19 protein-coding genes are annotated in these 19411 nt (G+C 66.2%); 12 read left to right on the forward strand and 7 right to left on the reverse strand.

The features are described from left to right. The 6 genes from ACYVH8_RS14350 to erpA form a co-directional block, all read left to right on the forward strand. Positions 1-830 (forward strand): serine/threonine-protein kinase (locus ACYVH8_RS14350; RefSeq protein ID WP_460489492.1); only part of this gene is annotated, 830 nt, incomplete at its 5' end. 162 nt (positions 831-992) lie between these two features. After that, positions 993-1424, forward strand: a complete 432-nt coding sequence (rplM, locus tag ACYVH8_RS14355) for a 50S ribosomal protein L13 (protein WP_460489493.1) — start codon at positions 993-995, stop codon at positions 1422-1424. Between the two features lie 11 nt (positions 1425-1435). After that, positions 1436-1828, forward strand: a complete 393-nt coding sequence (gene rpsI, locus ACYVH8_RS14360) for a 30S ribosomal protein S9 (RefSeq protein ID WP_460489494.1) — start codon at positions 1436-1438, stop codon at positions 1826-1828. A 105-nt stretch (positions 1829-1933) separates the two neighbouring features. Then, positions 1934-2662, forward strand: coding sequence for a DUF6776 family protein (locus tag ACYVH8_RS14365; RefSeq protein WP_460489495.1), 729 nt, complete (start codon positions 1934-1936; stop codon positions 2660-2662). A gap of 24 nt (positions 2663-2686) precedes the next feature. Beyond that, positions 2687-3082 carry a bactofilin family protein gene (locus ACYVH8_RS14370; RefSeq protein WP_460489496.1) on the forward strand — a complete coding sequence of 132 codons (396 nt, stop codon included), beginning with the start codon at positions 2687-2689 and terminating at the stop codon, positions 3080-3082. Positions 3083-3145: 63 nt separating this feature from the next. Continuing rightward, positions 3146-3511, forward strand: a complete 366-nt coding sequence (gene erpA, locus ACYVH8_RS14375; RefSeq protein ID WP_460489497.1) for an iron-sulfur cluster insertion protein ErpA — start codon at positions 3146-3148, stop codon at positions 3509-3511. Between the two features lie 14 nt (positions 3512-3525). Here erpA and ACYVH8_RS14380 read toward each other — a convergent pair whose 3' ends face one another. Both ACYVH8_RS14380 and ACYVH8_RS14385 read right to left on the reverse strand, forming a co-directional pair. Continuing rightward, entirely contained in the window at positions 3526-4632 is a 1107-nt protein-coding gene (locus ACYVH8_RS14380; protein ID WP_460489498.1) for an anhydro-N-acetylmuramic acid kinase, read from the reverse strand. Positions 4633-4639: 7 nt separating this feature from the next. Then, positions 4640-6040: a peptidoglycan DD-metalloendopeptidase family protein gene (locus ACYVH8_RS14385; protein ID WP_460489499.1), complete on the reverse strand. Its 1401-nt coding sequence runs from the start codon at positions 6038-6040 to the stop codon at positions 4640-4642. A gap of 120 nt (positions 6041-6160) precedes the next feature. On the opposite strand from ACYVH8_RS14385, the gene tyrS reads away from it, so the two are divergent. Then, the gene (gene tyrS, locus ACYVH8_RS14390; RefSeq protein ID WP_460489500.1) at positions 6161-7402 is read left to right on the forward strand and encodes a tyrosine--tRNA ligase; all 1242 of its coding nucleotides are present in this window, start codon (positions 6161-6163) and stop codon (positions 7400-7402) included. Between the two features lie 13 nt (positions 7403-7415). Here the strand turns inward: tyrS and ACYVH8_RS14395 are convergent, their stop codons facing one another. The 3 genes from ACYVH8_RS14395 to ACYVH8_RS14405 are packed head-to-tail and all read right to left on the reverse strand — an operon-like array spanning position 7416 to position 11069. Further along, a complete protein-coding gene (locus tag ACYVH8_RS14395; protein ID WP_460489501.1) occupies positions 7416-9203 on the reverse strand; it encodes a M61 family metallopeptidase in 1788 nt (595 codons plus the stop codon). A gap of 19 nt (positions 9204-9222) precedes the next feature. After that, entirely contained in the window at positions 9223-9942 is a 720-nt protein-coding gene (locus ACYVH8_RS14400; RefSeq protein ID WP_460489502.1) for a DsbC family protein, read from the reverse strand. Positions 9943-9953: 11 nt separating this feature from the next. Continuing rightward, positions 9954-11069, reverse strand: coding sequence for an FAD-dependent monooxygenase (locus ACYVH8_RS14405; RefSeq protein WP_460489503.1), 1116 nt, complete (start codon positions 11067-11069; stop codon positions 9954-9956). A gap of 280 nt (positions 11070-11349) precedes the next feature. On the opposite strand from ACYVH8_RS14405, the gene ACYVH8_RS14410 reads away from it, so the two are divergent. Beyond that, positions 11350-12264, forward strand: coding sequence for an MOSC domain-containing protein (locus ACYVH8_RS14410; protein WP_460489504.1), 915 nt, complete (start codon positions 11350-11352; stop codon positions 12262-12264). Positions 12265-12288: 24 nt separating this feature from the next. Here the strand turns inward: ACYVH8_RS14410 and ACYVH8_RS14415 are convergent, their stop codons facing one another. Both ACYVH8_RS14415 and ACYVH8_RS14420 read right to left on the reverse strand, forming a co-directional pair. Beyond that, positions 12289-12750, reverse strand: a complete 462-nt coding sequence (locus tag ACYVH8_RS14415; protein ID WP_460489505.1) for a glycine zipper family protein — start codon at positions 12748-12750, stop codon at positions 12289-12291. A 129-nt stretch (positions 12751-12879) separates the two neighbouring features. Next, positions 12880-13806 carry a LysR family transcriptional regulator gene (locus tag ACYVH8_RS14420; RefSeq protein WP_460489506.1) on the reverse strand — a complete coding sequence of 309 codons (927 nt, stop codon included), beginning with the start codon at positions 13804-13806 and terminating at the stop codon, positions 12880-12882. A gap of 116 nt (positions 13807-13922) precedes the next feature. On the opposite strand from ACYVH8_RS14420, the gene ACYVH8_RS14425 reads away from it, so the two are divergent. The 4 genes from ACYVH8_RS14425 to ACYVH8_RS14440 all read left to right on the forward strand — a co-directional run bounded on the left by ACYVH8_RS14425 (position 13923) and on the right by ACYVH8_RS14440 (position 19405). Further along, positions 13923-14882 (forward strand): Bug family tripartite tricarboxylate transporter substrate binding protein, encoded by a 960-nt coding sequence (locus ACYVH8_RS14425; RefSeq protein ID WP_460489507.1) that lies wholly within the window; start codon positions 13923-13925, stop codon positions 14880-14882. 5 nt (positions 14883-14887) lie between these two features. Beyond that, complete coding sequence (locus tag ACYVH8_RS14430; RefSeq protein ID WP_460489508.1) at positions 14888-16939, forward strand: 4-oxalomesaconate tautomerase; 2052 nt, start codon at positions 14888-14890, stop codon at positions 16937-16939. A gap of 221 nt (positions 16940-17160) precedes the next feature. Further along, complete coding sequence (ychF, locus tag ACYVH8_RS14435; protein WP_460489509.1) at positions 17161-18252, forward strand: redox-regulated ATPase YchF; 1092 nt, start codon at positions 17161-17163, stop codon at positions 18250-18252. A 10-nt stretch (positions 18253-18262) separates the two neighbouring features. Further along, positions 18263-19405, forward strand: coding sequence for a DUF3095 family protein (locus ACYVH8_RS14440; RefSeq protein ID WP_460489510.1), 1143 nt, complete (start codon positions 18263-18265; stop codon positions 19403-19405). Positions 19406-19411 lie beyond the last annotated feature (6 nt).

The raw sequence follows: 19411 nt of genomic DNA on the forward strand, positions 1-19411 counted from the left end.
CCGAGGCCGAAGATCTGAAGCAGGGCGCCTGGACCGACCTCTACTCCCTGGCGGCCGTGGTCTACAGCTGCCTGCGCAACGACCCGCCGCTGCCGGCCACGACACGCGTGGTGCGCGACAGCATGCCTTCCATGCAAAGCGTGGCCAAGACGGTGAGTGAGCACTTCGGCCAGACATACTCGGACGCCTTTGTGCAGGCCGTCAGCCATGCGCTGGTGGTGCAACCGACCGAGCGGCCGCAGAGCGTGCATGAATTCCTGCAGGAAATGGGCCTGCAGGCCCCGGCGGGGCTGGGCAGGTTCGATTGGCGCTCCGCGCTCGGCGCCGATCTGCTGCCTGTCCGTGAGGCGCCCTCGGGTTCACACGATCCGACCCTGGCCCGGACCGAGGCCCAAGCCCGGGTCCAGCCCGCCGTTGTGGCGCCCCATCCTCCTGTCCCGCGTCGGCGTGGCTGGGTCTGGCGTCTGGCGGGGGCGGTCGTCCTGCTGACTGGCCTGGGGCTGGCTTGGGGGCCGTTTTTCGACGACGCGCCGCTGGTCGCAGCGCCAGAGCCCGCGCCGATCGTGGCCACGCCAGCGCCAGCCCCTGCGCAGGCGGTCGAGCCTTCCCAGGAGGCAACCCGGCCGGCGGCCCAGGCCGCCAGTCCCGCTTCGGCTCCCCGGGCCGCTGCGCGTCCGGCCAGGCCGGCACTCAAGCCCCTGTGCGCGGATTCCGGCGTTTTTGGCCGGCCCATCTGCCTGTTCCGGGAATGCCTGAAGGCCGAGAACTACAACCGCCCGGTCTGCGTCGAGAGCCGCAACCCTGCCAATCAGCCCGCAGCGACGCCCTGAGTCAGCCCGGACCACACGACGGGCCAAAACTCGTATAATGGCAGGCTTCGCAGCGCTTTCGTGGCCCCGCGGCGAAGGTTTCCTGCCCACCTAAGAGATTCCCGACAGAGGAAAACCGACCGTGGAAAAGGGCTGCCCAAACCCTCTTTTCAGAGAAAACTCATGACCAAAACGATCAGCGCCAAACCCGCTGACGTGAAGCACGAGTGGTTTGTGATTGACGCGACCGACAAGGTCCTCGGACGAGTAGCCAGCGAAGTTGCTCTCCGTTTGCGCGGCAAACACAAGGCCATTTACACGCCTCACGTCGACACCGGTGACTTCATTGTCATCATCAACGCAGCCAAGCTGCGCGTGACCGGCACCAAGGAACTCGACAAGGTTTATTACCGCCATTCCGGTTTCCCCGGCGGTATCTACGCCACCAACTTCCGCGACATGCAGGCCAAGCACCCCGGCCGCGCACTCGAGAAGGCCGTCAAGGGCATGCTGCCCAAGGGCCCGCTCGGCTACGCCATGATCAAGAAGCTCAAGGTGTACGGTGGTGCTGAGCACCCGCACACCGCCCAGCAACCCCAAGTGTTGGCAATCTAAGGAGCCTTGAGATGATTGGTGAATGGAACAATGGCACCGGCCGTCGCAAGTCCAGCGTCGCCCGCGTGTTTCTGAAAAAAGGCACCGGCAAGATCACGGTCAACGGCAAGGATATCCAGGAATATTTCGGCCGCGAAACCTCGATCATGATCGCCAAGCAGCCGCTCTTGCTGACCAACCACGCCGAAACCTTCGACGTGCAGGTCAATGTGCACGGCGGCGGTGAGTCCGGCCAGGCCGGCGCGACCCGCCATGGCATCACGCGTGCCCTGATCGACTACGACGCATCGCTCAAGCCCGCCCTGTCGCAGGCCGGCTTCGTGACCCGTGATGCCCGCGAGGTCGAGCGCAAGAAGGTCGGTCTGCACTCTGCACGCCGTCGCAAGCAGTTCAGCAAGCGTTAAGCCTGTCTGTTGCCCGCAGGGGCAAACAATCTGTTGCAAAACCGAGGCCGCCAGAATGGAAATTCTGGCGGCCTCGGTCTTTGTGGCTGCTAGACTCGTCTGCTTATGCGATTGCGACTGTTCCTACGCCGCCTGACGGTCAGCGCCCCGCGCATGTCGGTGCGCAGCGCCTTGCCCTGGCCTTTCCGCTGGATCGTCGCAGCCGTGGTGCTGGGGTTTTGCGCGGCCGTCGGCCTGTGGGCTTTCGAGTTCGGCAAGGAGATCGCCGGCATCGACGATGGGCGTGTCGAGTACCTGGCGCGGCTGGAGCGCGACGTGGCCGACCTGCAGCGCGAGCTGGCGGCCATGAAGGAGGAGCGTGACAAGGCCCTGGCCCTGGCCAATACCTCGACCACCATGATGACGGCTGAAAAAGCGGCCCAGGAGCGGCTCAGCACGCTCAACAAACAGCTGGAAGTCGACAACCAGCGCCTGCGTGACGACCTGGGCTTTTTCGAGAAGCTCATTCCCACCGTGGGCACCGAGGCCCTGGCCATCCGCGGCCTGCAGGCCGAGGTGCAGGACGGTCGCCAGGTCAAGTGGCAGGTGCTGGTGATCCAGCCCTTGAAGAATGCGCCGGAGTTCTCGGGCCGGCTGGAGATCAGCTTCTCCGGCCTGCAGGCCGGCCGGCCCTGGGCGGCGACCTTGCCCGGTGGGCCGCAAGCGATTAAGCTGCGACAGTACGCTCGCGCCGAAGGCGTGTTCGATCTGCCGCCCCAGACCCTGCTCAAGGGAGTCAGTGTCAAAGTCATGGACGGCGCCATGGTCAAGGCCGTGCAGTCGATCAAGTTGTAATTCAAGCCTGATGGGGAAATCCAGATGTTCAGCCAGAAAAAGCAGCCCGCCATACGCAGCCTGATCGCCGATGGCAACCGCATCGAGGGTCATGTCCACTTCACCGACGGCCTGCGCGTCGACGGCGCGGTGGTGGGTGATGTGCGATCCAACGAAGACAAGAACAGCATCCTCGTGATTTCCGAGACCGCCTCGGTCACGGGCGAGGTGCACGCCGACCACGTCATCGTCAACGGCACGGTCAAGGGCCCGGTTTATGCCCGCCGCATGCTGGAGCTGCAGCCCAAGGCCCGCATCGAGGGTGATGTCTACTACACCGCCCTGGAAATGCACCAGGGGGCCATCATCGCCGGCCTGCTGCGTCCCACGCCGGCCATGATGGAGGAAAAGCCCACACTGAAGTTGGCGGCAAACAACTGAGCCGGGAATTCCCGAGCGGTCTGGTGTACTATTACCTCAGCTTATTTTCCCCTGGAGTCTTCCATGAGCGCCGTTGCCGAATCCATCCAGACCGAGATGCCTGCCCCCATTCTTTTCACCGACAGCGCGGCGGCCAAGGTGGCCGACCTGATCGCCGAAGAGGGCAATCCTGACCTCAAGCTGCGCGTTTTCGTCCAGGGTGGCGGCTGCTCGGGTTTCCAGTACGGCTTCACCTTCGACGAGGTGGCCAACGAGGACGACACCACCATGACCAAGAACGGCGTGTCCCTGCTGATCGACGCCATGAGCTACCAGTACCTGGTGGGCGCCGAGATCGACTACAAGGAAGACCTGCAGGGCGCCCAGTTCGTGATCAAGAACCCGAACGCCAGCACCACCTGCGGCTGCGGTTCGTCTTTCTCCGTCTAAGCGGACTTCCCGGCTCAGGCCGGGTAGATCGCACCCAGCACACGGGCGCCTCGGGCGCCCGTGACGCTTTGCAGGCTGCCGGTTTCACGCTGCAGGGTCTTGCGTGCCAGCCAGGCAAAGGCGGCCGCCTCCACCTGCAGCGGCGGCAGGCCCTGCTGTTCCGAGGACATGACCTCCAGCGCAGACAGATGCGCCTGCAGGCGCAGCATCAGATGGGTGTTGAGGGCGCCGCCGCCGCAGACGATCAGGCGGCGAGTGCCCGCAGCATGGCGCAGCACATCGGCGGCGCAGACACGGGCGGTCAGCTCGGTCAGTGTGGCCTGCACATCCACGGCGGGCAAGGTTTCGAAACCGGCCCGTTGGCTGAGCAGCCAGGCCGGGTTGAACAGATCGCGCCCGCTGCTCTTGGGGGCGGGCAGGGCGAAATAGGGTTCCTGCAGCAGCACTCGCAGCAGCTCGGCGTGCACACGCCCGCTGGCCGCCCAGCGGCCCTGCTCGTCAAAAGGCCGGCCGGTATGCTGCCGGCACCAGGCGTCCAGCAGGGCGTTGCCGGGCCCGCAGTCCCAGCCCAGCACCGCGTCGTCGCGCAGTACCGAGAGGTTGGCGATGCCGCCGATATTGAGCACGGCCACGGTCTGACCCGAGCGGCCGAACAGGGCTTGATGGAAAGCCGGCACCAGGGGGGCGCCCTGGCCCCCGGCAGCGACATCGCGGCTGCGGAAGTCGGCCACCACCGTGATGCCGCTCAACTCGGCCAACAGGGCCGGGTTGTTGAGCTGCAAGGTGTAGCCGGTGCCGTCATAGGCCCCGGGGCGGTGTCGCACCGTCTGGCCGTGGGCGCCGATGGCCGAGATGGCGGTGGCGGGCAGGTTCGCGGCCTTGAGCAGCGCCTCGACCACCTGCGCGTAGACGTGGTTCAGGGCGTTGGCCGCCAGGGCGGCACGGTGCAGTTCATTGTCGCCCGGGCTGTTGAGCACCAGCAGTTCGGCGGCCAGCTCGGCGGGAAAGGGGCGATGGACATGCTGCAGGACGCGGGCGCCGCTGGCACTGCAGTCGGCCAGCACGCCGTCCACACCGTCCAGCGAGGTGCCGGACATGAGGCCGATGTAAAACTCGGGCATGCCGGGCTCAGCGCACGGCCAGCAGCTGGGCGGCGGCCAACTGCTGGCGCGCCGCGGCGGCCAGGCGGTTGAAGGCCGAGCGGGCGGCCTGGGAGACCGGGACGGACTCGCTGGTGCGCGCGATGGCCAGCGGGTTCTGGTGGTGGCCGTTGATGCGGAACTCGTAGTGCAGGTGCGGGCCGGTGGCCCAGCCGGAGGCGCCGGTGGCGGCGATGTTCTGACCCTGCTCGACGCGTTGACCACGCTTGACGAAGATGCGGCTCAGGTGGGCGTAGACCGTGACGTGGCTGTTGCGGTGACGGATGAAGACCACGTTGCCGAAGCCGCCCTGTACCCCCGCGAACTCGACCACGCCGTCGCCGACGCTGCGCACGGGCGTGCCGATCGGCGCGGCGTAGTCCACCCCCAGGTGGGCTGCCCATTTCTTCAGGATGGGGTGGAAACGCATCTTGAAGCCGCTGGTCACGCGCGAGAAGGCCAGCGGCGAGGCCAGATAGGCGCGTTTCAGGCTCTGGCCTTCGAGGGTGTAGTAACCGCTGCGGCCCTGGGTGCGCGTGGGACGCCCTTCTTCTACCGGGTTGGGGTGAGCAGCGGTCGGTTCCTGGAACCACATGGCCTGGTAGGCCTTGCCGTCGTTGACGAACTCGGCGTTGAGCACGCGCCCGGCGCGCAGGGGTTCGCCGTCACCTTCCAGCACCTCATAGACCACCGAATAACGATCGCCCTTGCGCAGTTCGCGGTGAAAGTCGATGTCTCCCGAGAAGATCTCGGCGATCTGGATGGCCACGGCGTCAGGGATATTGGCCTCGTCCGCCGAAGCGAACAGGGAGCTGTCGATGGTGGCGCTGGCGATCCGGATGGAGGCGGTCAGCGAGGCCGTCTCGAGCCGGGACTGGAAGGTGCTGCCGGACCTTTCGATCACGAGGCGCTTGAAACTGCCGTCGTCATCGGGGCTCCAGCGTGCGGTGAGCTGGAGCAGGGTGTTGCGCTCGCTGGCCTCGGCGCTCAGCTGGCGGCCGGTGCGCCCGAGCAGGTGGCGGTGGACCAGGGTGTCGCGGCGCAGAAATTCGGCGGCCTGCGGATCGTCCAGCCCCAGTCGGCGCAGCAGGGTGTCGGCGGTGTCGTTGGCGCGGGAGGCATCGGAACGGTAAAGGCGGTAGTGGTGCAGTTCGATCGTCGCAAGCTGCTCCTGCAGGGGCAGGGGCGTGACGGCCTCGCTGACTTCATGCACGGGCAGTTGCGCCACATCGGGCGCCAGTGTGACCACGGCGGCCGCCAGTGCATAGGCGCCGCCGCCAAACAGGGCCAGGCAGAGCAGTGCCGTCGTGAACCCGCGCGGGTGACGGTGGATCACCTGGCGCAAGGCTGCCAGGGTGGCGGGGAGGATGGTGGGCAGCGTGGTCTTCAAGGATGTGGGCCGAAGGTTCGGAAGCCGGGCCGGCCGGGCTTGCGGCGCCACTTAAAATCGTGGCCTCAGGGCAAGTCCCAAGTATATCGGCCCGGCTCCGGGCGAGAGCGAAAAATCTTTATGAATCAAGCGTCTGTGTCGACTTTCCCCCTCACCGATCGGGTCCGCGAGGCGCTCGCCGTGACCCGACGCGGCTGCGAGGAACTGATCCCCGAGGCCGACTGGGTGCAGAAGCTGGCCCGTTCCGAGGCCACGGGCACGCCGCTGCGCATCAAGCTGGGACTGGATCCGACCGCGCCCGACATCCACATCGGCCACACCGTGGTGCTCAACAAGATGCGTCAGTTGCAGGACCTGGGGCACCAGGTCATCTTCCTGATCGGCGACTTCACCAGCCTGATCGGCGATCCTTCGGGACGCAACAGCACGCGCCCGCCGCTCACGCCCGAGCAGATCAAGGCCAATGCCGAGACCTACTACCGGCAGGCCAGCCTGGTGCTGGACCCGGCGAAAACCGAGATCCGCTACAACAGCGAGTGGAGCCTGCCCCTGGGCTCCATGGGCATGATCCAGCTGGCCGCCAGGTACACCGTGGCGCGCATGATGGAGCGCAACGATTTCCATGACCGCTTCAAGGCCGGCACGCCGATCTCGGTGCACGAGTTCCTCTACCCGCTGATGCAGGGTTATGACTCGGTGGCGCTCAAGAGCGACCTGGAGCTCGGCGGCACCGACCAGAAGTTCAACCTGCTCATGGGCCGCCACCTGCAGGCCGAGTACGGTCAGGAGCCGCAGTGCATCCTGACCATGCCGCTGCTCGAAGGGCTGGACGGCGTGGACAAGATGTCCAAGTCCAAGAACAACTACATCGGCATCACCGAGGAGGCCAACACCATGTTCGCCAAGGCGCTCTCGATCAGCGATGAACTGATGTGGCGCTGGTACACGCTGCTGAGCTTCCGTTCCATGGCCGAGATCGAGAAGCTGAAGCAGGAAGTTGCCGGGGGGCGCAATCCCAAGGACGCCAAGGTGCAACTGGCCAAGGAGATCACGGCGCGCTTTCACTCAGATGCCGCCGCCGAGGCGGCCGAGCAGGACTTCATCAACCGCAGCAAGGGCGGCATTCCGGACGAGGTCGAGGCGCAGACCGTTACGCTCGACGGCGGCCCGATGGGCATTGCGGCACTGCTCAAGCAGACCGGCCTGGCGGCTTCCAGCGGCGAGGGCAACCGTCTGATCGATGGCGGCGGTGTGCGCGTGGACTCGGCCGTGGTCAGTGACAAGGGCCTCAAGCTTGGTGCCGGCACTTATGTGCTGCAGGTCGGCAAGCGCAAGTTCAAGAAGGTCACGCTTCAGGCCTGACCTGGGGCCGGGTTCAGGCGTTCAGCCAGGCGCCGATCTTCTGTTTGTCCGCCGCCGCCAGGCGCCAGGTCCGCACGCCGCGTGGCAGGGCCAGGCTCAGCGTGAGCAGGCGCCGATCGCGCGACACGAGGGCCTGGACGCGTGGCTGTCCACCCGCGTAGAGCAGCAGATCGTCGAGCTTGTGCAGGCGCCAGCTGCTGCGCGCGCTGCCCTTGCCGACTTCTACCGCCAGCCATTCGTCGCCCGCGGCAAAACCCGCCAGTTCGGCCGCGCCGCCGCGCAGCACGGTCTTGATCTGGATCGAGCCGCCGGATTCACTCACGCGCAAGCCCAGACCTTGCGCCAGCTGGGCGGGTTCTTCGTGGATGGCCACGCCATGGCGCTCCAGCAGTTCGCGCAAGGGCAGTTCGGCGGTGCCGTGCACCCAGCGTTTGAACTCGCGTGCCCAGGAGCGGCCGCTCAGTTCCTGTAGCACGGCCAGCAGATCGCTCTCGGCCATGGGGCCGGCCTGGCAGCGCAACCAGAGCGCGCGCATGACCTCGTCCAGTGTGTGCTGCCCTTCGGAGCGCAGCGTCAGGTCCAGGCACAGGGCGACCAGCGCCCCCTTGCCGTAATAGCTGACCGTGGCGTTGGGCGTGTTCTCGTCGACCCGGTAGTACTTGACCCAGGCATCGAAGCTGGCCTGGGCCACCGATTGCACGAGGCGGCCCGGTGTCTGCTGCAGCTGGTTGACGGTCTTGTTGAGCAGGCGCAGGTAGGCGGTGTCGTCGATCAGGCCGGCGCGGCGCAGCAGCAGATCGTCGTAGTAGCTGGTGAAACCTTCGAAGAACCAGAGCAGTTCGGTGTAGTTCTCCTGCGTGTAGTCATAGCGCGTGAACTCGGTCGGGCGCAGGCGCTTGACGTTCCAGCTGTGGAAGTACTCGTGGCTGATCAGGCCCAGCAAGGTGGTGTAACCCTCACCCGGTTTGGTCTCGGTGCGCGGCAGGTCCCGGCGAGCGCAGATGAGGGCGGTGGAATTGCGATGCTCCAGACCGCCGTAGCCGTCGTCGGTGGCATTGAGCATGAACACATAGCTGGCGAAGGGGGGCCTGCCGCTGCGGCCGGTGGCCCGCCCGCCTGCGTGCCAGAAGCGGATGGCGGTGTCGCAGATGCGCTGGGCATCGGCCAGCAGGCGCGTGCCGTCGAAACTGGGCGGGGCGCCGGTCACGACGAAGCGGTGCGTCACGCCGCCCGCCCTGAAGCCGCTGCTCCAGAAAGTGCCGAGTTCGAAAGGGCAGTCGGCCAGTTCGTCGTAATTCGTTGCACGGTAGCGACCGAAACCGCGGCGATCGGTCTTGAGGGGCGTCAGTCCGCTGGCGATCGACCAGTTGGCGGGCGCGGCGCCCGCCAGCAGCGTCAGTTCGTGGGGGGCGTCTTCCTGGCCCTCGACGCGCAGGCACAGGCTGGTGCTGTTGAAGAAACCGCGCGTGGCATCAAGCCAGGCGGTGCGCACCGAGTTATCGAAGGCGTAGACCTCGTAGCTCAGTTCGAGCGCTTGCTGGGGGTCGCAGTCGATCTGCCAGCGGCATTTGTCGAGCTGTTGCGGCGTGAGCCGCCGTCGGCCTTGTCGGGCCTGGAACTTCTGCAGGTTTTTCGAGAATTCACGTAGCAGGTAGCTGCCGGGGATCCAGACCGGCAGGGTCACGCATTGCCCGGGCTGCGGTTGCGTGACAGTGAGCGTGACGTGATAGAGGTGGGCGTGCAGGTCGGCAGGCCGGATTTGATAGCGCAGGGGAGCCGGTGAACTGAAGGTGCGTGGCATGGGGTCGTTGGATGGGTGCTCAGCGTGTCGCGCTACTCAGTTGTTTTTCGAACTGCTGCATAGGCAGGGCGCCTGACACCCGCTTGCCGTCGGCAAAAATCAAGGTCGGTGTACCCGTGACGTTGTGCTTGCGTCCCAGAGTCAGGTTGCGGGCAATGGCCCCGGCATCACAATTGAGGGGGGGCGGGACCTGGTCATTCAACATCCAGTCTTGCCAGCTCTTGTTGCGATCCTTGGCGCACCAGATGTTTCTGGACTTCTCGGCCGAGTCCCTGCTGAGGATGGGGTAGAGGAAAGTGTGGATGGTGATGTTGTCGACATTGGCGAGCTCGCGCTCGAAATGCTTGCAGTAGCCGCAATTCGGATCGGCAAAGATGGCCACCTTGCGTGTGCCATTGCCGCGCACGACCGTAAAGGCGTCTTTCACCGGCAGGTCATCGAAGCTGATGGCGGTCAGCTTGTCCATGCGTTCCTCGGTCAGGTTGCGGCGCTGGCGCAGATCGACCAGGCTGCCGCCCTCGATCAGATAGTTCCCTGCCGCGTCTGTGTAGAAGATCTGGACGCCATTGATGCGGATTTCGTACAGGCCGGGCATCGGGGTCTTGTTGACTTCGTCGATCCTGGGCCAATCAGGCAGGCGCTCCTGGATGCTTTTGCGGATGGCAGCTTCCTGCGCCATGGAAGACAGGGTCAGCAGGGCCAGCAGGCCCGCCAGCAGGGGTTTGGACAGGTTCTTCATCGCATCAGCTTTCAAAAATTCATGGCGCGTCGCGCCAGCCAGTTCTTCAACATCCCGCTGCGTTCCACACCCTGCAGGCCCCAGTTGCGCAGCGCGCTCCAGACCTCACCTTCGCGGGCAAACAGCAACTGCAGCCCATCCATGCCGACGTCCAGGGCCAGCATGCCGGCCTTGCGGGTCCGTTCATAACGACGCAGCAGCCTGCTGTCGTCCACGCCGCGCCAGTACTCGCGACCGTGCAGCACGCGCGTGAGTTCCGCCGCATCGGCCAGGCCCAGATTGAGCCCCTGGCCGGCCAGCGGATGCACGTTGTGCGCCGCGTCACCGGCCAGCACCCAGGCGCCGTCTGCGCTGCGGCCCGACCACTGCCGGGCCTGCGCCTTCTGCAGCGACCAAGTCTTGCGTTCGCTGCTCAGGCTCAGCGTGCCCAGGGCCTGCTTGCTGGCCCGGGTCAGTTCCGTGCAGAAAGCGGCTGGCTCCAGCTGCTGCAGTTGCGCGGCCCGCTCTGTAGAGACAGACCAGACCACGGCTACGGAGTTCCCTTGCGGGCCGCCCAAAGGTAGAAAAGCAAGGATTTCGCCCTCAGCAAACCACTGGCGAGCGATCTGGCCGTGCGGTTTTTCACAGTGCAGGCGGGTGGCCAGGGCGTGCTGTGGATAGGGAGTGACGTCGAAATCGACGCCGAATTCGACCCGGGTGCTGCTGACGCGGCCTTCGCAGACCACGGTGAGCCTGGCCGGGGCGGGGGCCGTGAGCACCGCGATCTGGGGCTGGTAGCGCACGGCCTCGGCCAGCCGAGCCTCAAGCACGGGCACGTCGACGATCCAGGTCAGGGCGGGTGAACCCAGCGGGGCGGCGTCGAAGTTCAGCTCGCTGCCGCGGTCGCCCCAGACCTGCATGTGTTGTACGGGGGTGGCGGCGGTTTCGTCCTCGGGCCAGGCGCGCACGCTCTCCAGCAGTTCACGCGAAGTGCGGTTCAGGGCGTAGGCGCGCACGTCGGCGCTCGGGGTGGGCGCGGCGGGTGCTTCGACCAGGCCGACGCGCAGGCGTTCGCGCGCCAGCAGCAGGGCCAGGGTGCGGCCGACGATGCCGCTGCCGCGTATGCAGATGTCCAGGGCTTGGGGCATGCCGGCATTGTAAGAGCCTGATCGCGGTCTCGCAGGGGGCGCGTTGGGGCGCAATCGGGATGAGTTGGCCGCCAAGATCACGACACCCCAACCCGAAGGGCAAACCTTTTGCCGGGCGGTCTGCGGCGTTGCAAAGCCTCGCCGGACATGAAGCCCGACTTCGTTTTGCGCCTTGCATCCCATCCCGGCAAGGCGCTTGCGCGGCCCCTGCGAGGCCGTGATCAGGCTCTAAAGGCAGGGCAGAATCGGTCCTGTTGTCCGTCTTTCAGGAAATCGAACCGTGAGTGCTTCCTCCACAATCCCTGCCGACGTGCAGGCCCGCATCGCCCGCCTTTTTGTCTACCCGATCAAGTCCTGCGCGGGCATCGAGATGCCCGAGGTCCTGCTCACCGAGACCGGCCTGGACCTGGACCGTGCCTGGATGGTGGTGGACAGCGAGGGCGAGTTCGTGACCCAGCGCGAGGAACCGCGTTTGGCCCTGATCCAGCCGGCCTTCAAGCGCGGCGGCACCGAGCTGCAGCTGCGCGCGCCCGGCATGCTGGCCCTGCACCTGCTGGTGGACGCCGTCGAGGCGTCGACCCGTGTGCGCGTCTGGAACGACGTGGTGCCGGCCTACGACATGGGCGACATCGCGGCCCAGTGGTTCACCGATTTCCTGGGGCTCAACGCGCAGGGCCTGCCGCGTGCCGATGCGCCCAAATACCGCCTGGTGCGTTTCGACCCGGAGCACCGGCGCCTGTCCAGCCTGCAGTGGACCGGCGGCGTGGAGGCGCCCAACCAGTTCAGCGACGGCTACCCCGTGCTCGTGCTGGGCCAGTCCGCACTCGCGGGGCTCAATGAGCGGCTGCAGGCGCAGGGCCATGCGCCCGTGGACATCCGGCGCTTCCGGCCCAATATCGTGCTCGAAGGGCTGGAGGCCCATGACGAGGACCGTGTGGGCCCCTTGCAGTTCGCCACCGCCGGGGGGCCGGCCGTGCTGACGCCGGTCAAGCCCTGCCCGCGCTGCCCGATTCCCAATATCGACCCCGACACGGCGCGCAGCAGCCCCGAGGTGAGCGACACCCTGCAGGGCTACCGGCAGGATGCGCGCGTGAACGGCGCGGTCACCTTCGGCATGAACACCATCGTCAGCGCTGGTGTGGATACCGTGCTGCGTGTCGGCCAGACCGTCAGCGCGAACTACCGCTTCGACTGAGGCGATCCCGGCGGTTAACCGGGCTCATTGCCAGCCTATGACTTCGAGGCCGCTTTCGGCCGCACAGCGCTGCACGAAGTGGCGGTAGGTCATGTTTGGTTTTTCGCTCATGGCACCCGCCACCGCGCCGACCGAGCCGCCCACCACGGCCCCCCGGGCGCCGGCGGTGGCCACACCGTCGATGCCGCGGCCGCGGATCAGCGAGCCCACGGCGGCTGCCGTGCCAACCACGGCGGCGCCCTTGGCCGCACCGCGCCCGGCGGCATTGTCCTTTTCATCGGGGGTCAGGCCGGCGCGGCTGGCCGAGCCCATGCAGACGTCGAGCTCTTCCAGGGCCCGGGTCTCCCCCATCTGCTTGAAGGCGGCGTTGGGGTACAGCACGGGGCGGGCATCCGGGCTGCGCGAGCCGCGGCTGGCGCAACCGGTGAGCAGAGCAAGGGCCGGGCTGAGGACCAAGACCAGGAAGGCGGTGTGTCGATGGTTCATGGGTGGTTCGGGTTGGCATTTTCGGGCGGGGCAGTAGCTGCCGGCAAGCAGTTCTTTAACGCCCGGACCGACGGGTTGGCTGACGCTGATCGATCGCAGGCGGAGTTTTCGGGTGGTGCTTGCAGCCGGCTAGCGGGGTAGCGGTTCGAGTTGAGGCCGACGTCTTCTGAGGGCCACGGAAAGATGCTCGTGAAACATGGCAGCGGCGGGCCGCAGTGAAAGGCCCTGCCGCGTGAGCAGGCCCAGGCTGCGCGAGATCGTGGGGTTTTTCAGCGGCAATCCGATGACGACACTGTGGTTTGCGGGCAAGGCCATGCGTGGAACCGCAGCCAGCCCCAGGCCGGCTTCAACCATGCCGAGCAGGGTGCCGATATGGCTGACCTCGAAGGCGAAATTGGGTTGGATCCCCGCCTTGGCCAGCACATCGTCCAGCAGTTGCCGGTTGCCGCTGCTGCGCGCCACGGAGATGAGCCGCTCCGCTGCGATGGCGGACCAGCTGACGGACTTGCGCGTGGCCAGCGGGTGCTCGCGTCGCATCGCGATGACGAAGGGGTCGTTGTGGATGCCTTCAAAGTGGATCTCGGGCATCAAGGTGCTCATGAAACCGATGCCGAAGTCGGATTCTCCGGACAACACGCTTTGCAGCGTCTGGTTCATGGATTCATCGATGACCCGGATGCGCAGGGCCGGGTATTTGAGTGAGAAGCTGCTGATGACCTGCGGCAGAAAGTAAAGGGCGGCCGAGGGAACGCAGGCCACCGTGACGCGGCCGCTGCGGGTGGCGGCGATGTCGGATATCCCCAGCATCGCCGACTCCAGGTCGTCGACGGCAGATCTGGCCCGGTCCAGAAAGATGCGTCCCAGGCTGGTAAGTTCGACCTCCCGTGTGGTCCGGTTGAACAACTTCGTTCCGATGATGGACTCGAGCTTTTCTATGCGCCGGCTCAGGGCGGGCGGTGACAGGTGGATCTGTTCGGCGGCCGCCCGGAAACTCCCCCGCTCGGCTACGGCAATGAAGGCCTGCAGCTGATGCAGATCGAAATTGATGTATTTCATGCATCAATGATAGTAAAAGTTGCACTTCAATAAAGTCCGGATTTCTTGCACCATTCGCCCCATCCGTTTTCAAGCCCTCTTTCCGGTGAAAGAGGCGACACGAAGGAAGGTGAAAGATGAGATCCCAATTCCAGTTGCTGCTGGCCTGCGTGATGGCCTGGGCTGCAGTTTCCAGTCATGCACAAGGCGAGCGTCCGATCACGATCGTCGTTCCAACCGCCGCCGGCGGGGGCAATGACGCCATGGCCCGAACGATCGGTCAAAAAATGAGTGTGCTGCTCCAGCGGCCGGTCATCGTCGACAACAAGGCGGGTGCGAATGGCGCTCTGGCGGCGGAATACGTGGCCCGGGCGGCGCCGGACGGCCACACGCTGATGTTTGGCTACATCGCCACCCATGCGATGAACCCCGCACTGCAGAAGCTGCGCTACGACCCCGTCAAGGACTTCGAGCCGGTCGGCCGCGTGGGGTATTCGCCCACCCTCATGGTGCTCAACCCCGCCGTGAAAGCCAGGGATGTGAAGGACCTGGTCCGGATGGTCAAGGACCAACCGGATGCCTACAGCTTTGCTTCGGCGGGCAATGGCACCGCTCCCCACTTCACGGCGGAACTGTTCAAGCTCTCGACCCGGACCCGCCTGCTGCACGTGCCCTACAAAGGCTCTGCGCCGGCCGTCATGGACACCATCAGCGGGCAGACCCAGCTGATGTTTCCCAGCCTGTTCACCGCGCTGCCCTACGTCAAGGCGGGCAAGCTCAAGGCGCTGGCCATCGCCGGATCGCGTCGCTCGCAGGTGCTGCCGGACGTGCCCACGCTGAAGGAACTGGGCGTGGAGGGTGTCGAGGTCGACCAATGGTACGGGCTCTTTGCCCCGGCCGGGACCCCCAGGGAGATCATCGTCAGGCTGAACCAGGCCTTGAACAAGGCGCTGGTGGACCCGGAGATCGTCAAGCGCATCGAAGGCCATGGGGCGGATGTGGAGGCCAGCACGCCCGAGCAGTTGGCCGAGCTGGTGAAAACCGATCTCGCGAAATGGCGGGGCGTGGTGCAGCGTGCCGGGCTGGCAGCGGATTGAGCCGCATGTCCGGCAGAAAGATCCCTTGTGTGCTGATGCGCGCGGGCACCTCCCGCGGTCCGTTTTTCCTGCGCGAATGGCTGCCCGAGAACGAGCAGGAGCGTGACCAGGTCCTGATTGGCGCCATCGGTGCGTCCGATCCCTTGCAACTGGACGGGGTGGGTGGCGGCAGCACGCTCAACAGCAAGGTGGCGATCGTGTCGCGGTCCTCGCGGCCCGGTTGCGATCTGGACTACCTGTTTGCGCAGGTGGGGGTGGGCCACCAGTCGGTGGACACCCGTCCGAATTGCGGCAACATGCTGGCCGGCGTGGCGCCCTTCGCGATCGAGCAGGGCCTGGTGCCGGCCGAAGAAGGCCGCACCACCGTGCGCATCCACAACGTCAACACCGGCGCGACCATCGAGTCCACCGTATGCACCCCTGGCCGTCAGGTCACCTACGAAGGCGACGCCCGGATCGATGGCGTGGCGGGAACGGCCGCGCCCATCCTGCTGAACTTCCTGGACGCCTGGGGCGCCGTCACGGGCAAGGTGTTTCCCACGGGCCAGCGTATCGATGTGGTGGACGGCCTGGAGGTGACCTGCATCGATGCGGCCATGCCCCTGATGATCCTGCGTGCCAGTGATCTGGGCGTCACCGGCCGCGAGCGCCCCGCGGAACTGGACGCTCATGCGACCCTGCTCGGGCGCATCGAAAAACTGCGCATCCTGATGGGCGCGCGCATGGGGCTCGGCGACGTCACCCACAGTGTGATCCCCAAACCCGTGCTGGTCAGCCCCGGGGACCATCCCGACAGCATCGTCTCGCGCTATTTCACCCCCCACCAATGCCACGCCTCGCATGCGGTGACCGGGGCCATCGGGGTCAGCACGGCTTTTGCACTGCCCGGCACGGTGGCCAGCGGCGTGGCCAGGGCCCCCGGGCGCCATCCGCTGGCGGTCGTCCATCCGCAAGGCCAGATCGACCTGGATGTCGAGATCGCGGCGCAGGGCGACGACGTGGCCGTCGTGCGCGCCGCCCTGGTGCGCACGGCCCGCAAGATCATGCAGGGGGAGATGCACCTGCCGGCGTATGTCTTCCCGGCCAGGACGGCCGAGGCAGGCGCAGACCCGGCCGCGGAACCGGAACCTTTCCCGCAGGAGGAGGTCAGGATCATTGTTCCCACCAGCGCCGGCGGCGGCAACGACACCATGGCCCGCATCCTGACGCGCAAACTCGGGCCCGCACTGGGGCACGTCGTGAGTGTGGAGAACCGCACGGGCGCCAACGGCAGTGTGGCGGCCGAGTACGTGGCGGCCTCCCGGCGCGACGGCCACACCCTGATGTTCGGCTACATCGCCACCCATGGCATCAACCCGGTACTGCAAACCTTGCGTTATGACCCCCTCAAGGATTTTGCGCCGGTGGGCCTGGTGGGGTATTCCCCCACGGTGCTGGTCGTCAACACGGCGCTGCCGGTGCAGGATGTGCCCGCGCTGATCAAACTGCTGCAGTCCTCCGCGGCGGGGCGTCAGCACTATGCCTCGGCGGGCGAGGGGACCCTCCCCCACCTGGCCGCCGAGATGTTCCTGCGAACCCTGGGGGTGGCGGGGCAGGAAGGCCTGCACCATGCAGGCGCCGCGCCCGCCATCGGCGCGATGGTGCGGGGCCAGTCGCAATGGATGTTCCCCAGCCTGTTCAGTGCCCTGCCTTACCTGAAGAGCGGCAAGCTCAGGCCCTTGGCCGTGGCCTCGGCCGCCCGCCTGAGCGCCTGGCCTGGCGTGCCCACCCTGTCGGAGCTGGGCATCCAGGGGCTTGAATTGACACAGTGGTATGCCTTGTTTGCGCCCGCCGGGACGCCCGCACCCGTCATCATGAAATTGAACCAGGCCTTGAACCAGGTGCTGGAAGACCCGGAGGTGCGCTCGCGCATGGAGCAGGATGGCGCGCAGGTCAAGACCAGCACGCCGGAGCAACTGCTGCGGCATGTGAAAACGGAGCTTGAGCGCTGGCAGGTGCTGGTCCGTGCCACCGGCCTGCTGCAAACGCGGGCCATGCAGGAGGCGCAGGAGCTTTGATGCCGGTGCCCTCGCGTCCTGGCGCGACGGCGCCGTGATTCGCCGATCAGTACAATTGGCGCCAGTTTCCCCTGGGCAAAACGAGGACAACTTCCTCGACAATGGCATCCTCCACTTGGTTTGATGCGTTTGCCGCCCGTTCGCGCCAGGCGCGGTCGGGTGTGCCCACCCTGTCCGTATGGGGCAGATGGTGCGGAGGGGGTTGATTTCAAAGGAATTCCATGTCTCTCAAGTGCGGCATCGTCGGCCTGCCCAATGTCGGTAAATCCACCCTGTTCAATGCCCTGACCAAGGCGGGCATCGCGGCGGAGAACTACCCCTTCTGCACCATCGAGCCCAATGTGGGTGTGGTCGAGGTGCCGGACCCGCGCCTGCAGCAGCTGTCGGACATCGTGAAGCCCGAACGCATCGTGCCGGCCATCGTCGAGTTCGTCGACATCGCCGGCCTGGTGGCCGGCGCCAGCACCGGTGAGGGCCTGGGCAACAAGTTCCTGGCCCATATCCGCGAGACCGATGCCATCGTCAACGTGGTGCGCTGTTTTGCCGACGACAACGTGATCCACGTGGCAGGCAAGGTGGACCCGGTCTCGGACATCGAGGTGATCCAGACCGAGCTGTGCCTGGCCGACCTGGGCGCGGCCGAGAAGGCCCTGCACCGCGTGACCAAGACGGCGCGCTCGGGCGACAAGGAATCGATCAAGCTGGTGGCCATCCTGGAGAAATGTCAGGCCGCGCTCAACGAAGGCAAGCCGGTGCGCACGGTCGAGTTCAGCAAGGAAGAACAGCCCCTGCTCAAGCAGTTCTTCTTCATCACGGCCAAGCCCGCCATGTTCGTCGGCAACGTGAGCGAAGACGGCTTCGAGAACAACCCCTACCTGGACCGCCTGAAGGCATATGCCGCCACGCAGAACGCGCCGGTGGTGGCGATCTGCGCCAAGCTCGAGGCCGAGATGGCCGAGATGAGCGACGAGGACCGCCAGATGTTCCTGGAGGAACTCGGGCAGAGCGAGCCCGGCCTGAACCGCCTGATCCGCGCGGCCTACACGCTGCTGGGCCTGCAGACCTACTTCACCGCCGGCGTCAAGGAAGTGCGGGCCTGGACCATCCATGTGGGCGACACCGGGCCGCAGGCCGCCGGCGTGATCCACACCGATTTCGAGAAGGGCTACATCCGCGCCCAGACCATCGGCTTCGAGGACTTCATCGCCTGCAAGGGCGAGCAGGGCGCCAAGGACGCCGGCAAGATGCGCGCCGAAGGCAAGGAGTACGTCGTCAAGGACGGCGACGTGATGAACTTCCTGTTCAGCGCCTGAGCAGCACGGCATGGCGCAAGATCTCGATCCCTACCTGCAGGCGGGTCAGGTCACCCGGCTGGCCGACTGGATCCGCGGTGCGTCCTATACGCCGCTGCCGGACGACTGGGTCGTCTTCGTGGCCGACGTGGCGCAGTCGACCCCGGCCATTGCCGCCGGCCGCTACAAGACGGTCAATGCCCTGGGCGTGGCCTGTATCGTGGCGGTCACCAACGCCTGCCGCGACGACCGCATTCCTTACAGCTTCGGGGGCGATGGTGCCGCCTTCGTCGTGCCACCGTCCCTGCAGGCCGCGGTGGGCGCTGTCCTGCTGGGCTTGAGCGAACAGACCGCGCCGGCCCTGGGCCTGCAATTGCGCGTTGGTCGCGTGCCCGTCAAGACGATCCGGGCCCTGGGCAGCGATCTGCTGGTGGCCCGGCGACATTTGTCCGCGGGTTTTGACATGGCGCTCTTTTCGGGGGGTGGCTTGTCCCTGGCCGATGCGCTGGTGAAAGACCATCCGCAGCTGTATGCCGTCTCATCGAAGCGCCGACGCAATCCCTCGGTCCAGGGCCTGGAGTGTCGCTGGAACGATGTGCCGTCGCGCAACGGCCGCATCCTCACACTGATCGTGCGAGCGAAGCACGACGATCTCAGCCAGTTGCGGGGCTTGCTGGCGCAGATCGAGGCCCTGATCCCCCAGGCGAACCCGGTGCGTCGCGACAACCTGCCCCTGAGCTGGCCGCCGAGCCATCTGGGCACCGAACTCCGGCTCAAACACCAACGGTCCTGGCTGCGTGCCCTGTGCCATGCGGGCCTGTGGGCGCTGACTGGCCTGTTCTCGCGGCTGCTGCGCCGGCAGGCGGCGGATGAGCGGACCGCTGCAGGCCGGTACGTGACCGGCCTGCTGGACAACACGGACCATCTGAAGTTCGATGATGTGTTTCGTGCCGTGCTGGACGTCACCGAGTCACAAGCCCAGGCGCTGGAAGCGTCCCTGCAGGCGCTGCAGGACGCCGGGCAGGTGGATTACGGCCTGCATTCCAGTGACCATGCCCTGATGACCTGCTTTGTGCGCTCCATGACGCAACACGTCCATTTCGTCGATGGCGGTGACGGTGGTTACGCCATGGCCGCGCGCCAGCTCAAGGCCAGGCAGGCTTCGTCTGCCTGAGGCCCG

The sequence above is a fragment of the Curvibacter fontanus genome, assembly GCF_054780335.1.

What these genes read in the sequence shown, in the direction of transcription:
- rplM (WP_460489493.1), top strand. Translation starts at nt 993, where the DNA reads ATGACCAAAACGATCAGCGCCAAACCCGCTGACGTGAAGCACGAGTGG.
- rpsI (WP_460489494.1), top strand. Translation starts at nt 1,436, where the DNA reads ATGATTGGTGAATGGAACAATGGCACCGGCCGTCGCAAGTCCAGCGTC.
- ACYVH8_RS14365 (WP_460489495.1), top strand. Translation starts at nt 1,934, where the DNA reads ATGCGATTGCGACTGTTCCTACGCCGCCTGACGGTCAGCGCCCCGCGC.
- ACYVH8_RS14370 (WP_460489496.1), top strand. Translation starts at nt 2,687, where the DNA reads ATGTTCAGCCAGAAAAAGCAGCCCGCCATACGCAGCCTGATCGCCGAT.
- erpA (WP_460489497.1), top strand. Translation starts at nt 3,146, where the DNA reads ATGAGCGCCGTTGCCGAATCCATCCAGACCGAGATGCCTGCCCCCATT.
- ACYVH8_RS14380 (WP_460489498.1), bottom strand. Translation starts at nt 4,632, where the DNA reads ATGCCCGAGTTTTACATCGGCCTCATGTCCGGCACCTCGCTGGACGGT.
- tyrS (WP_460489500.1), top strand. Translation starts at nt 6,161, where the DNA reads ATGAATCAAGCGTCTGTGTCGACTTTCCCCCTCACCGATCGGGTCCGC.
- ACYVH8_RS14395 (WP_460489501.1), bottom strand. Translation starts at nt 9,203, where the DNA reads ATGCCACGCACCTTCAGTTCACCGGCTCCCCTGCGCTATCAAATCCGG.
- ACYVH8_RS14400 (WP_460489502.1), bottom strand. Translation starts at nt 9,942, where the DNA reads ATGAAGAACCTGTCCAAACCCCTGCTGGCGGGCCTGCTGGCCCTGCTG.
- ACYVH8_RS14405 (WP_460489503.1), bottom strand. Translation starts at nt 11,069, where the DNA reads ATGCCCCAAGCCCTGGACATCTGCATACGCGGCAGCGGCATCGTCGGC.
- ACYVH8_RS14415 (WP_460489505.1), bottom strand. Translation starts at nt 12,750, where the DNA reads ATGAACCATCGACACACCGCCTTCCTGGTCTTGGTCCTCAGCCCGGCC.
- ACYVH8_RS14420 (WP_460489506.1), bottom strand. Translation starts at nt 13,806, where the DNA reads ATGAAATACATCAATTTCGATCTGCATCAGCTGCAGGCCTTCATTGCC.
- ACYVH8_RS14425 (WP_460489507.1), top strand. Translation starts at nt 13,923, where the DNA reads ATGAGATCCCAATTCCAGTTGCTGCTGGCCTGCGTGATGGCCTGGGCT.
- ACYVH8_RS14430 (WP_460489508.1), top strand. Translation starts at nt 14,888, where the DNA reads ATGTCCGGCAGAAAGATCCCTTGTGTGCTGATGCGCGCGGGCACCTCC.
- ychF (WP_460489509.1), top strand. Translation starts at nt 17,161, where the DNA reads ATGTCTCTCAAGTGCGGCATCGTCGGCCTGCCCAATGTCGGTAAATCC.
- ACYVH8_RS14440 (WP_460489510.1), top strand. Translation starts at nt 18,263, where the DNA reads ATGGCGCAAGATCTCGATCCCTACCTGCAGGCGGGTCAGGTCACCCGG.